The organism is Aeromonas sp. s9 (assembly GCF_040907765.1).
Taxonomy (GTDB): Bacteria; Pseudomonadota; Gammaproteobacteria; order Enterobacterales; family Aeromonadaceae; genus Aeromonas; species Aeromonas caviae.
This window is the reverse complement of record NZ_JBFOCK010000078.1, coordinates 114,712-128,191: the sequence shown is the minus strand read 5'-3', so window position 1 is coordinate 128,191 and position 13,480 is coordinate 114,712. Positions and strand designations below refer to the sequence as shown.

Genomic DNA, 13,480 nt, shown 5'->3' with positions numbered 1-13,480 from the left:
GGCGAAGGTAAGTTGATGACTCATGATGAACCCTTTTTCATGGCTCCAGATGACAAACATGATCTCATATCAGGGACTTGTTCGCACCTTCCCTAGATAGATCTTCAAATGGGCAAAATTAGATAACAGCTTACTGATTTAGCTAAAAAAAATGATACCCTGCCTACTCCCCTTATGCACAAAATTCAAGGTCAGTCACCATGCAGCAATGTGGTATTTATGAACAACTCATCACACAACTGTTGGCATCAAGACTAGATCGATCGCATTTCTACATCGGGGAACGACAACTGGAGTCTGCGGAGGCCGCAGTCTGGTTATCACGATTCCTAACTCGTGTGTTGGAATATGCAGTAGGCTCGGTCACTGGCGATGACCCATTACAACGGCAGATTGAGCTGGCTAACCAGTTATTGCTTTGGCTAAAAGATCGCATACAAGACCCAGACTTTATTGGCGAGAACCTTATCGACAGTCAGGGAAAAATTCTGACGGCGCTCTACCAGTTGGATAACCCCATCTCTGCCAATTTAAAGCAATATGCCGAAGATATTTTCCCTCTGACCGGTCTAACGCAAAGTGAGCTGTTCTGCGGCAGCAATGCGGGTTTGTCGATGGAGTCAGAGATTAAACGGGAGATATTATCGGCAGATAGCATCTGCTGGCTGGTCTCATTTATCAAGTGGGCAGGTATCCGTATTTTCCGTCATGAGCTGGAAGAGTTCACTCGCAGCGGCCGCCAATTAAAAGTAATTACTACCTCATATATGGGGGCGACCGACGCCAAGGCAGTTGAATTTTTAGCCAGCCTCCCAAATACCGAAGTCAAACTCAGCTATAACACCCAGCGCGAGCGGTTGCATGCCAAGAGCTATCTCTTTTGCCGAAATACCGGCTTTCATACCGGCTATATAGGTTCATCCAATCTCTCTCACTCTGCCCTCACCAGCGGTTTGGAGTGGAACCTAAAAATCACCTCGCAAGAGATCCCTCATATTATCGAGAAATCCCTGAGTACCTTTGAAACCTATTGGGAATCCGATGATTTTGAGCTGTTTGATGGCAAGCTCGAAAGCCGTACAAAATTGCAGCATGCACTGCAAGAGGCCCGTGGGGATGGGGACAGAAATAACCCTGCCTATTTCTTTGATATCACGCCGTTTCCCCATCAACTGGAGATCCTTGAACAATTGGCGATGGAGCGCGCTTTACACCAGCGCTTTCGTAACTTGGTGGTAGCGGCTACCGGTACAGGGAAAACTCTGATCTCCGCCTTTGATTTTGCGCGTTTTTTGAAAACCAAACCCGATGCCAAGTTTCTGTTTGTCGCCCACAAAGAGGAGATCTTACGCCAAGCATTAGCCTCGTACCGCGGAGTGCTCAAGCAATCCAATTTTGGCGAACTCTTGGTCGGCGGCGCCGTGCCAACCCACTACCGTCAGCTGTTGGCCTCGGTGCAATCCTTGAATAACCAGCTGGCTAATTTACGTCTTAGCCAAGACTATTTCGATTACATCGTCATTGATGAGGTTCACCATATTGCCGCGGCCAGTTATCGCGGTCTGCTCGCCGCCTTTGAACCTCAGATTCTGTTGGGATTAACCGCAACGCCAGAGCGCCATGATGGCGGTGATATTCTTGCCGACTTTTGTGGTGTCATCGCAGCAGAAATCCGCTTGCCCGAGGCAATCAATCGTCGCCATCTCTGTCCATTCCAATATTTTGGTATCGATGATGATACTGACTTGCGCCAAGTGACTTGGAAAAATGGCCGTTATGACATCACTGAGCTCACCAATATCTATACCCACAATCAGCAGCGGGTACAGAAGATAGTCCAGAGCCTCAATGAGATCGTCACCGATATTACCAAGATCAAAGCACTGGCATTTTGTGTGAGCCGTGAACATGCCGACTTTATGTGCAAGGCATTTTTATTGAAGGGCATCAAGGCTGACATCCTCACTAGCGATAACCGAGACGAGCGACATCGTAAGCAACAAGATTTACGTACCGGCGTTATCAATATTCTCTGCGTGGTGGACATCTTCAACGAAGGGGTTGATATCCCGGAAGTCGATACCTTGCTGTTCTTACGACCAACGGAAAGCCTCACTATTTTCTTGCAGCAATTAGGGCGAGGCCTGCGGCTGGCGAACGATAAAGAGTGCTGTACCGTGTTGGATTTTGTTGGCAATGCTCGCGCGGAGTATGACTTTGCCCAGAAATTCCGGGCTCTGGTGGGTAAAACCAATAAGGCAATCGGCCACGAAATCAAACAAGGCTTTCCCCATGCCCCATTGGGTTGCCGTATCGAACTCTCAAAACAGACCCAAGAGTTAATTCTGAGCAATATCAAGAAGGCGACTCTCAATACCTCGCGCCTCATGGGCCTGATCCGCCGTTTCTCACAGGATTGCGATTTACCGCTGACACTGGCGAACTTTTTGAAGTTCTACCCTCACATCAGCCTTGAGGAGATCTACAAGCGCGGCAATTGGAACACCTTGGTCAAACAGGCCCGCAACCACACTGTTTCTGAAATGAGCGATGAAAAGCTGTCGACCCTCTACACCCGGGCCATCAAAACCCGACTATTGGGTTGCGATGCGCTCCATTACTTGAACTTCTTACAAACCTTGGTGGAAAGCGCCTTTACCTTAACGGCTGAGCACGATGAGCGAATGGCCTTGATGTGCCATTACGACTTCTGGCAACAGAGCGGCCCCAACGCCGGCTTTAGCTCCTTGGCGCACAGCCTGAAACAACTCAATCAACCAGAGTTGAGGGCCGAGCTTGCAGATCTGTTGCCCATGCTGATCAACCGGGTGCAACACGAGCAACTGGCCATGTCTGACCTTCCCGGCAATCCACTGCAACTGCATGCCCGTTATGCCAGAGAGCAGGTACTGGTTGGCTTTGGCGCGACCACCTTCGCGCAGCAACCCACGGCTCGCGAAGGGGTCTATGTCATCGCAGAGCAAAACATCGAGTTGCTGTTCGTTACCTTGAACAAAACGGAGCAGCACTTCTCCCCCACTACCCGTTATCACGACTACGCCATCAACGAGTCGCTGTTTCATTGGCAGAGCCAAAACAGCGCTCGCCCAGAGCGAGGTAAGGGGCTGAGTTACATAAACCACAGGGCAGAGGGTAAGCGCGTGTTTCTGTTCGTTCGTGAGCAGAGCAAAGATGAATTTGGCCGCACCCTTGGCTTTGTGAACTTCGGTGAGGTGGAGTACATCTCCCACAGCGGTAGCCAACCGATGAACATTAAATGGCGTCTCACTACTCCGATGCCGCCTTTTATGTGGAAAGAAGCGGCCAAATTGGCAGTTGGCTGAGCGACCCATCACAACAAGGCCCACCCACGGCGGGCCGCCTTCGTGTGGTCAGCAGGCAATCCGCTCTATGCGGCCGCCACTGAGTTTGAAGAAGGCATCCTGCGGCAGCTCCTGCAGCCAGGTGGTGGTGTAGTCCAGATCCACATAGGCGCCGCGCAGCATGGCGCCAAAGAGACCGTGAGAAACCACGATGGCCTGCTCGGCAATGTGCTCGTCCTCAAGCCATTGCCGGGCCCGGCCTTGAATGCTCTCAAAGCTCTCGCCATGGGGGGCCCGCAGATACCAGTCCGGCTCCTCCAGATCCAGCTCGGGGTGGGCCGCCAGCAGCTCGGGCACCCGGCGACCCTCCCACTCCCCCATCCCTAGCTCCACCAGCCGCTCGTCCCAGATGATGCGCTCCTGGTCCAAGCCAAGCTGCTGACACACCCGCTCCGCCGTCTGCCGTGCCCGGCCGAGGGGGCTGGCGTAGATCGTCCAGTCGGTGGGCTCGGCCAGGAGCTTGGCCAGACGGGCCCCCATGGCGAGGGCCTGGGCTTCGCCCCTGGGGGTCAGCTCGGAGTTGCAACGCCCCTGCAACCGCAATTCGGCGTTGTAACGGGTCTGGCCATGGCGCAGCAAATAGAGGGTTCGAGACATGGTTTCTCCAGCAGAGTCAACGAGATAAGAAAACAGGGGGAAGATGATAACAGATGTACCGGGTCAACCAAGACCCGGAGGATGCAGGCTTGTGCTGACTCCTTGAGCGCATGGCCTGCGGCTATCGTGAAAGGACGACAGGGGGTGCGCGCCTTTATCGCACAGGCGCCTTGTGCGCATACCACACGCCTTCGCCACGGGCCCGCCAGCGCCGTGGCAAGCGCCCCATGCCCCCCTATCTTGTTGTTCAGACGGGATAAAATGGGGATGTGCCGGTTTATCGGTCACAGGATGGCGGCCAATGCCAGAAAAGACAGAGTTTTTGCTCTGATCCGGGGGCCATTTTGGTACGTATCTCTGGCTCATGACAGGGACGCCTGGTGTACAATCTGCCACCCGATTTCCCCTGACCCGGCCCAGGCTCAGGCCCTGATGTACCCCAGAGTAAATGAACGTGACCCCAACCCACCCCATGCTCGACAGTTATTACAGCCAGGATCTGGTGTTCTTCTCCATCCTGGTGGCGGTGCTCGCCTCCTACACGGCGCTGACCATGACCAGCCGGGTGAGCCAGAGCCGGGGACGGGCCGCCGTGCTCTGGCTCGCGGGGGGAGCCTTCGCCATGGGGCTCGGCATCTGGTCCATGCATTTTATCGGCATGCTCGCCTTCAACCTGCCCATCGCGCTGGGATACGATCTGACCCTCACCGGTCTCTCCCTGGTGGCGGCCATCGGCTCCTCGGCCTTTGCGCTCTGGCTGGTGAGTCGTCCCCAGCTCCCCTGGCACCAGATCCTGTTCGGGGCCGTGCTGATGGGGGCCGGCATCGCCACCATGCACTACATCGGCATGGCGGCCATGAAGATAGCGCCCGGCATCCACTACCTGCCTGGGCTCTTCATCCTCTCCATCCTCATCGCGGTATTCGCCTCGGGTACCGCGCTCTGGATAGCGTTTCGCCTGCGCAACAGCTCGCCCCGCGCCTTCTTCAGCAAGGCCCTCGCCTCCCTGGTGATGGGGGCGGCCATCATCGGCATGCACTACACCGGCATGGCGGCGGCCCAGTTCCCCGCAGATAGCCTGTGCGGGGCCCTCTACACCGGTCTCAATACCCAGTGGCTGGCAACCGTGGTCATCATCGTGACCCTGGCGGTGTTCGCCATCGCCTTCGTGCTCTCCATGCTGGATGCCCACGCCGCCAGGCTCTCCACCTCCCTGCATCAGGCCCACGACGAGCTGCTCAAGCTGGCGCTCCATGACAGCCTGACCCGGCTGCCGAACCGGCTGCTGTTTGCCGACCGCCTGGAGCAGCGCATCCAGGAGTGTCAGCACAGCCAGCGCAGCTTCTCCCTGCTGTTTCTCGATCTCGACGGCTTCAAGATCATCAACGATGCCCACGGCCACCACACCGGGGATCTGCTGCTGGCCGAGGTGGCCCAGCGCATCACCGGCCTGCTCGGTGCCAGCGACACCGCCTCGCGTTTTGGCGGGGACGAGTTCGTGCTGGCCCTGGCGCCGGGGGATGTGAGCCAGACCACGGCCTTTGCCGAGCGGCTGCTGGCCACCCTGGCCCAGCCCTATGAGTGGGAGCACCACAGCCTGCACATCACCGCCAGTATCGGCATTGCCGTCTATCCCCAGGATGGCACCAGCCTGCACGAGCTGACCCTCAACGCCGATGCCGCCATGTATTACGCCAAGGAGCAGGGGCGCAACGACTACTACTACTTCGACAGCGCCATGAACGCCAACGCCCACCAGCAGTTCCTGCTGCACAAGGAGCTGCAACACGCCCTGGAGCGGGGGGAGCTGGCCCTGCACTACCAGCCCAAATACTGTGCCCGCAGCGGCCAGGTGGTCGGCGCCGAGGCCCTGCTGCGCTGGCAGCACCCGGAGCATGGTGCCGTCTCGCCGGCCAGCTTCCTGCCGCTGGCGGAGAAGAGCAGGCTCATCATCCCCATCGGCAACTGGGTCATCGACGAGGCGTGCCGCCAGATGAGCGCCTGGCGGGCGGCGGGTCATCACGACTGGAGCGTGGCGGTCAATCTCTCCACCATCCAGCTCGCCAGCCCCGGGTTGCTGGAGGAGGTGCAGGGCGCCCTCGCCCGCCATCGGCTCGAGGCCCGTCACCTGACCCTGGAGATCACCGAATCCACCGCCATGCAGAAGGCCGAGGAGAGCCTCGCCATCCTCAACCGTCTGGCCGAGCTCGGCCTTGGCATCTCCATCGACGACTTCGGCACCGGCTACTCCAGCCTGCTCTACCTCAAGCGCTTCCCCGCCAACGAGCTCAAGATTGACCGGGGCTTTGTCACTACCCTGGAGCGGGGAGGCGACGATGCCACCATCATCGCCGCCATCATCGCCCTGGGTCAGGCCCTGGAGATGCGCATCGTGGCAGAGGGGGTGGAAACCCCGGAGCAGCGGGACCTGCTGACCGAGCTGGGCTGCGACACCTTGCAGGGCTACCTGCTCGGGCGCCCCATGACCGGGGAGCAACTGCTTGTCCACTGCGCTCCCGAGACTCCCCAACAGGTGCTGGAAGGTGTGCTTGCCTGACAAGCAGGTGAGGCGCAGCGCCCATGTCGCCAGGGTCATCACCAGCCCGATTGCGTCCCTTCACGACTCAAGGTAGTCTGCTGCAAGACTCGAATGCTCCTTTATCTTGCCGGGCGCATCGAGCGCCCCCATGGCAGATCACCCGTTCAGAGGAGCCACATCCATGGCCAGATACCAGTTCTTCAGCGTCCCCGCCTCCCACCGTCAGCAATATACCTATGTCGACATGGCCTCCCCCACCTTCCTCACGGAGAAGGAGGCGCTGCTGACACAAGGGTTCGAGGTGGAAGAGGATTTCATCGACGCGGCCACTCCCCACGAGGCGGTGGAGAAGTACAGATCCGGCTTTCTCTACGTGGCGGACGAGATAGGCAAGTCAGACGAGGCCTATGCGGCGGCAACGGCCTTGCTGGAGATGGGCAAGAAGATCCTCGGCCGCAAGGCGGGCTGAGCAAGGCGGGCCGCCGGGGCGATACCCCCGATGGCCCGCAGGCAGTCAGCGTTGGGGGTGCTGGCGGAGCATCTCCACCAGCTCCTCTTCACTGCCGGGTTCATGGGCAAGCTGCAGGCTGGGGGCGGCGCCCCCCATCAGCATATAAACGTGAGTGCTGCAGTGATCGTAGTGATACCACTTACCGTCGATACAGACGTCGGTATAGCATCTCGGGTCCCTCTTGAGTTCCATACGCACATCCTTATGTGTCATTCACCAACATCACTCTTGACCGTAAAATAAGGGACCTAAGTCCCCCTTGACCTGGATCAAGGGAGGTGGCGGGCAAAAGCGGGCAGTGGCCGGATCTGGCCGGGGCGGGATGCCGCCAGCCTGGATGACAGAGCCCGCCAACCGGCCCCAGCCAGGCAACAGCGCAACAAAAACGGCGCCCGAAGGCGCCGTTTTTCATGTCCGTCATTTGACCGACGGGGAACAAGCCGCTGGCTTATTCGTCTTCCAGGTAGGCGTAGCCTTGCAGACCCAGCTCCAGCTCGTCGAGCAGGGCCTTGCGGGTCTCGTCGTCCAGCGCCGGGTGGGAGACGATGCGCTGGTAGTTCTCGCGGATCACGGACGGGTCGATGTTGACGTAACGCAGCAGCTGGTCGACGGTGTCGCCACGCACCACGTTGCGGATGTCCATCTTGCCTTCTTCATCCAGCCACACTTCCGCGCAGTGGGTGTCACCGAACAGGTTGTGCAAATCCCCCAGGATCTCCTGATAGGCACCCACCAGGAAGAAGCCGACGTGGCACTCTTCGTGCTCCCCGTAGACCGGCATCGGCAGGGTGCTTTCCACCCCCAGACCGTCGACGTAGTGCTCCACCTGACCGTCGGAGTCACAGGTGATGTCCATCAGGATGCCGCGGCGGGTGAGCGGACGATCAAGACCGGCCAGCGGCATCACCGGGAACACCTGACCGATACCCCAGGCATCCGGCAGGGACTGGAACAGGGAGAAGTTGGCAAAGCACTTGTCCGCCAGTTTCTCGGAGAGCTCGTCGGCCAGGGCGCGGTGGTTGCGGTTGACCGGGTTCAGCAGCTCCTTGAGCGCCAGACAGGTGTTCTGGTGCAGCATCTCGGCCCAGGCGCGTTGCTCCAGGTTCAAGAGGCCCATGGTGTACTGGGCGTTGACGTCACCGAGATCCGCCACGGAGTCGTGGAAGATCTCCAGCAGGGAGGGATCTTCCCCGCGCAGGTCCAGCCAGCCTTTCCACATGTTCTGCAAGATGGTGGGCGCGTCTTCGTCCGGGGCGCTGATGTCGTTCACCTCCACCCCTTCGGCACCAATGATGTTGGTGACCAGCACGGCGTGGTGTGCAGTCAGGGCACGGCCGGACTCGCTGATGATGGTCGGGTGCGGCAGGTCGAACTCGCGGCACACATCGCCGATGCCCCAGACCACGTTGTTGGCGTACTCGGAGAGGCTGTAGTTCGCGGAGCAGTGGCTCTGGGAACGGGTGCCCTCGTAGTCCACACCCAGGCCGCCGCCCACGTCCACCACCTCGACCTTGGCGCCAAGACGGCACAGCTCGGCGTAGAAGCGGCCGCACTCGCGGATGCCGCCCTGGATGTCGCGGATGTTGGCGATCTGGGAGCCCAGATGGAAGTGCAGCAGTTGCAGGCAGTCCAGCTTGCCGAGGCTGCGCAGACGCTCCACCAGCGCCAGGATCTGGGAGGCGGAGAGACCGAACTTGGACATGGAACCGCCGCTCGATTCCCACATACCGGAGCCGGTGGACGCCAGACGGGCGCGCACCCCGATGTTGGGCTTGATGTTGAGACGAGCTGACTCGTCCAGCACCATTTCCAGCTCGGAGGGCTTCTCCACCACGATGTAGACCTTGTGGCCCATCAGGTTGCCCAGGAGGGCGTGGCGGATGTATTCGCGGTCCTTGTAACCGTTGCAGACGATCACGGACCCTTGCTCATGATGATGGGACAGCACGGCCAGCAACTCGGGCTTGGAGCCCGCTTCCAGCCCAAGCCGGGGCTTGTCGCTGTAGGACTGACTGATGGTCTCGATGACGCGGCGCTGCTGGTTTACCTTGATCGGGTAAACGCACAGGTAATCCCCTTCATAGCCTGACTTTTCGATGGCCTGACCGAAGGCGTTGAACAGCGCATCGACCCGGCTCTTGAGGATGTCGGGGAAACGCAGCAACACCGGCGTGGTCAGCCCGGACTGGCGCAGTTGCTCGATGGCCTCGGACAGCACGATCTGAGCCTCGGGGCGAGACTTGTCGGGAGAGACGGTCACATGACCGGCGTCATTGATATTGAAAAAACCCGCACCCCAGTAGGGAACGTTGTAGACCTTCAAGGAGTCCTTGCTGGACCAGTTAGTCATGGGCTATGCCTCGCAAATGAGCGGCCGTGGGCCGCCTTCGTTACCCTCAATCACATCCAGACCATTGATTGCAAAATGCGGCAAGCCAGAGCGGCCTGCTGACGTTGGACCCGCAACGGAGCATGCTCCGCCACATCCTGTTCATTGCACATCGCGGCAAGCCAAGGCTGCCTGGTGGATCTTGGGAAGTAACGAGTCTTGATGTGGGGCTGGTGGCTTTACATCAAGCTCAACGGTATGCGGTAACACCTTGCCGGCGTACCGCGGTACTTTGATGACAATCGGCATCAGCCACGCCGTTTGTTCATCATTCGGCAGCCATCCCGACGGACAGGAGAAGGTTTCAAGGAAGAGAAGGGAAGACGTCAGCACGCATCATGTTGATGGACGACAACCACTACGACCCGCTCAACGCCAGTGACCGCCCATGACAAGGGAGATGATGAGCCCGAAGCCCACTCGGTCAGCTGAAAGATGAGAGTCCGTTGTTCTCCCTGATACCGGAGCCTAACCGGTATTAAAGAAACCATTCCCCAGCAGTGTCTGTCGTTTCTGCGTGCCTCGCCCTATAGGCGTCATGATCCTGCGGGTCTGGCGGACACGGCCTGCGCAGGGTTGCCCTCGGATCGGCGCGGAGTGTACACACTTACCGCAGCCAGTGACAATAAAAAATCGTGTTAAAAAACGGGTTTTCATCGGGGGGCAAAATCTCGCTGCCAGCAAGGCGGGCTCTGGGATGGCGGGGGATGAGAGCGCGTGGGCGAGGCGATGAAAATAACCAACACGTCACGCTTTTTGGGTCACCCCTTGCCAGCGCTGGGCCGAGGGGAAATTCAGCTTTTTCGCAATTGCTTAACCAGTTTTTATTTTGGAATTTTTATGCAAACTGCCGAGCAATGATCCCCGCCCCTCCCCTTCGATGGCCCTCCTCTCTCCCACAAAATCATCAAAAACTGCGCTGACGCAATAAGCGGCGCCGCCGTCTTGGCCACAATGACTCCTCTTTCGTGACCCGAGGCTTGCCCATGAACACCCTGCTTTCGCGCTTTCTCCACTACCTCACCTTTCATACCCGCTCCGATGCGACCAATCCTGCCTGCCCCAGCAGCGAGGGACAGCGCCTCTTCGCCCGGGCCCTGCGCGACGAAATGACGCAGATGGGGCTGAGCCAGGTCACCCTGGACGAGCATGGCTACCTCACCGCCTGCCTGCCGGGCAACCAGCCGGATGCCCCCGCCATCGGGCTCATCGCCCACATGGACACCGCCGATTACGAGGCCGAGTGCGTCGTTCCCCAGATAGTCGAGAACTATCAGGGGGGCGATATCTGCCTTGGCAAAGGGGACGAGGTGCTGGCCATCCGCCAGTACCGCTTCCTGAAAAACTACCTGGGGCAGGATCTCATCACCACCGACGGCACCACCCTGCTGGGGGCCGACGACAAGGCGGGCATCGCCGAGATCCTCACCGCCGTGGAATACCTGCAGGCTCACCCCGAGATCCCCCGTGGCGATGTCTGGGTCGGCTTTACCCCGGACGAGGAGATAGGGCGCGGTGCCGACCGCTTCCCGCTGGAGCGCTTCCCGGCCAAGTGGGCCTACACGGTGGATGGCGGCGAGCTCGGCGAGCTCGAATGCGAGAACTTCAACGCCGCCAGCGCCACGGTGCGCATCACAGGCAACAACGTCCACCCCGGCACCGCCAAGGGCAGCATGATCAACAGCCAGACCCTGGCCGCCCGCTTCCATGCCGCCATGCCCGCCGAGCAGACCCCGGAGTGCACCCAGGGGTATGAAGGCTTCTTCCACCTGGCCCGGATGGAGGGCACGGTGGAGGAGACCACCCTGCACTACCTCATCCGCGACTTCGACGATGACTGCTTCGCCGCCCGCAAGGCCCAGCTCAAGGAGCGGGTCGCCTCCCTGCAGCTGGACGCCCCCAAGGCGCGCATCACCCTGGAAATAGCGGACAACTACCGCAACATGCGCAGCCAGATAGCGCCCCATCCCCACATCGTCGAGCTGGCCAAAGCCGCCATGGAGGCCGCCGACGTGGTGCCCAAGATCAAACCCATTCGCGGCGGCACCGACGGCGCCCGGCTCTCCTTCATGGGGCTGCCCTGCCCGAACCTGTTCACCGGCGGCCACAACTTCCACGGCAAGCACGAGTTCATCCCCCTGCAATCCATGGAAAAAGCGGTCGCCACCCTGGTGGCGCTGGTGCGCCTCACCTCTGCCTGGCGGGCTGAGTAAGGGGGCAAGGACGGGGTTCGCCCCGTCATCAAACCGTCACCCAACCGACACACGAAAGGCACGCAGGGACGTCAAGCTGAGGCAAAGTTCAGCGGAGCCTTGCCCATGTTCGACGTCGATACCCTGTTGGGGCAGCACCTGCCCCGCCTCGCCAGCCAGCCCCTCCTCCGTCCCCTGATGAGGCAGGGGCTGAGCTGGTTGCTGCACGAGGAGGCCTTCGCCCAGTTTGCCGCGCGCCATCCCCACCTGCGCGGTCTGGACTTCGTCGAGCAGGCCCTCACCGAGCTCCACTTCGACTACCGGGTGAGCGAGGCCGAGCTCGAGCACATTCCCGCCAGCGACCGGGTCATTCTTGTCGCCAACCACCCCATCGGCTCCCTGGACGGGCTGGCCCTGCTGCGCCTCATCGGGCGCATCCGCCCCGACGTCAAGATAGTGGCCAACCAGGTGCTGGCCCAGCTCGCACCGCTGCGCCCTTTGCTGCTGCCGGTGGACAACCTGGGGGGCAAGACCGACAGGCAGGCCATCCTCGCCATGAACGAACACCTCGCCGCCGACGGGGCCCTGGTTATCTTCCCCGCAGGCGAGGTCTCCCGCCTCGGCCCCAAGGGGGTGAAGGATGGCCCCTGGCAGGCTGGCTTCATCAAGCTGGCCCAGCGCAGCCGAACGCCCCTGGTGCCCATTCACCTGGGAGGGCGCAACAGCCTCTGGTTCTATCTCGCCTCCTGGCTCAACAAGCCCGCCTCCGCCCTGCTGCTGGTACGTCAGCTGTTTCGCCAGCAGGGGCAGACGCTGCCGGTGACCATAGGGGCGCGCATTCCCCTCGCCAGTTTTCAGGAGCTGCCGGCCAAGACGGCGGCCCGGCTGGTGCGCGGCCACCTCTACCGAATCGCTCGGGGCAAGGCGGGACGGTTGCAGACCGAGGCCCCCATCGCCCTGCCGGAGGATCGCCGTCTGCTGAAACAGGCCATCGACGGGTGCGAGCTGCTCGGCCAGACCCCGGACGGCCAGCGCATCCTGCTCTATCGCCGCCACGAGCAGAGCCACTCGGTGATCCTGCGTGAGCTGGGGCGCCTGCGGGAGATTGCCTTTCGGGCGGTGGGGGAAGGCTCGGGCAAGCGGCGGGATCTCGATGCCTTCGACGATGACTATCACCACCTCATCCTCTGGGATCCCGCCCGCCTCGACATCATCGGCGCCTACCGTTTCGCCCCGGTGGCCGAACGGCTGGCCAGCAAGGGGCTGGATGGCCTCTACAGCCACACCCTGTTCGGCTTCGAAGAGAAGCTGCTGCCCCGGCTGGAACAGGCCATCGAGCTTGGCCGCAGCTTCATCCAGCCCGCCTACTGGGGCAAGCGGGGGCTCGATTACCTCTGGTTCGGCATCGGGGCCTATCTGGCCCGCTATCCCCAATACCGCTACCTGTTCGGGCCCGTCACCCTCTCCGGCAGCCTGCCGCTGGCGGCCAAGGATCTGCTGGTGAGCTTCTATCGCCAGCACTTCGCCCCCGCCCTTGCCCTCGCCCCTTCCCGCCGCCCCTATCCCGCCACGCCGACGCTGTTCGAGGGGCGCGATTACGGGGACGACCTCAAGGTGCTCAAGGCCGGGCTCGACAACCTGGGCTGCGCCATTCCCACCCTCTACAAGCAGTACGCCGAGCTGTGCGAGCCGGGGGGCGTGCAGTTCATGGACTTTGGCATCGACCCGGACTTCAACCACTGCATCGACGGCCTGGTGTGGGTGGACGTGAGCCGCATCAAGCCCCACAAGCGGGCCCGCTATATCGGCCTCCCCCCCGGGGAAGCGCTGGCCACATCTGGCGACCGTTGACCGGGGACCGCAACGAAA

At 60.5% G+C, this 13,480-nt stretch carries 8 protein-coding genes; 5 read left to right on the top strand and 3 right to left on the bottom strand.

The genetic code is table 11. The features are described 5' to 3' along the window. Nucleotides 1-200 precede the first annotated feature (200 nt). Nucleotides 201-3,344 carry a DUF3427 domain-containing protein gene (locus tag AB5Y54_RS16685; protein ID WP_368154041.1) on the top strand — a complete coding sequence of 1,048 codons (3,144 nt, stop codon included), beginning with the start codon at nucleotides 201-203 and terminating at the stop codon, nucleotides 3,342-3,344. A gap of 48 nt (nucleotides 3,345-3,392) precedes the next feature. Here the strand turns inward: AB5Y54_RS16685 and AB5Y54_RS16680 are convergent, their stop codons facing one another. Continuing rightward, entirely contained in the window at nucleotides 3,393-3,980 is a 588-nt protein-coding gene (locus tag AB5Y54_RS16680) for a histidine phosphatase family protein (RefSeq protein WP_368154040.1), read from the bottom strand. 448 nt (nucleotides 3,981-4,428) lie between these two features. On the opposite strand from AB5Y54_RS16680, the gene AB5Y54_RS16675 reads away from it, so the two are divergent. Together AB5Y54_RS16675 and AB5Y54_RS16670 are read left to right on the top strand one after the other, a co-directional pair. Further along, on the top strand, nucleotides 4,429-6,537 hold the full coding sequence (locus AB5Y54_RS16675) for a putative bifunctional diguanylate cyclase/phosphodiesterase (protein ID WP_368154039.1): 2,109 nt from the start codon (nucleotides 4,429-4,431) through the stop codon (nucleotides 6,535-6,537). A gap of 163 nt (nucleotides 6,538-6,700) precedes the next feature. Then, nucleotides 6,701-6,988 carry a hypothetical protein gene (locus AB5Y54_RS16670; protein ID WP_128345138.1) on the top strand — a complete coding sequence of 96 codons (288 nt, stop codon included), beginning with the start codon at nucleotides 6,701-6,703 and terminating at the stop codon, nucleotides 6,986-6,988. 45 nt (nucleotides 6,989-7,033) lie between these two features. On the opposite strand, the gene AB5Y54_RS16665 is transcribed toward AB5Y54_RS16670, so the two are convergent. Continuing rightward, on the bottom strand, nucleotides 7,034-7,222 hold the full coding sequence (locus tag AB5Y54_RS16665) for a hypothetical protein (RefSeq protein WP_010674183.1): 189 nt from the start codon (nucleotides 7,220-7,222) through the stop codon (nucleotides 7,034-7,036). 256 nt (nucleotides 7,223-7,478) lie between these two features. Then, nucleotides 7,479-9,380, bottom strand: a complete 1,902-nt coding sequence (gene speA / locus AB5Y54_RS16660; protein ID WP_029314286.1) for a biosynthetic arginine decarboxylase — start codon at nucleotides 9,378-9,380, stop codon at nucleotides 7,479-7,481. 1,025 nt (nucleotides 9,381-10,405) lie between these two features. On the opposite strand from speA, the gene pepT reads away from it, so the two are divergent. Then, nucleotides 10,406-11,632: a peptidase T gene (gene pepT, locus AB5Y54_RS16655; RefSeq protein ID WP_201984621.1), complete on the top strand. Its 1,227-nt coding sequence runs from the start codon at nucleotides 10,406-10,408 to the stop codon at nucleotides 11,630-11,632. 105 nt (nucleotides 11,633-11,737) lie between these two features. Then, nucleotides 11,738-13,462: a lysophospholipid acyltransferase family protein gene (locus AB5Y54_RS16650; RefSeq protein ID WP_368154038.1), complete on the top strand. Its 1,725-nt coding sequence runs from the start codon at nucleotides 11,738-11,740 to the stop codon at nucleotides 13,460-13,462. Nucleotides 13,463-13,480: the final 18 nt, after the last annotated feature.